Genomic DNA, 269 nt, shown 5'->3' with positions numbered 1-269 from the left:
ACCATCGGCGCTACCGCGTTTCACTTCTGAGTTCGGCATGGGATCAGGTGGTTCCACGGCGCTATGGCCGCCAGGCAAATTCTTCAATCTGAGAAAGCTGACGTGAGTAACGAGGTTGCCTATTGGCTTGTCGCTATCACTGAATTAGTTAGTAGTTCGTTCATTCGCTACAAGGCCAGAAACACTTCTTGGGTGTTGTATGGTTAAGCCTCACGGGTAATTAGTATGGGTTAGCTCAACACGTCGCCGCGCTTACACACCCCACCTAT

Annotated in this window: 1 rRNA gene; it reads right to left on the bottom strand. The window is 50.6% G+C overall.

Going from position 1 to position 269, the window contains the following annotated elements:
- Positions 1-75, bottom strand: a 5S ribosomal RNA gene (gene rrf / locus ACW5W8_RS24075); the annotation flags it as partial.
- Between the last annotated feature and the right edge of the window lie 194 nt (positions 76-269).

The sequence above is a fragment of the Aeromonas aquatilis genome (assembly GCF_054052405.1).
This window is presented reverse-complemented; position numbering and strand designations above follow the sequence as displayed.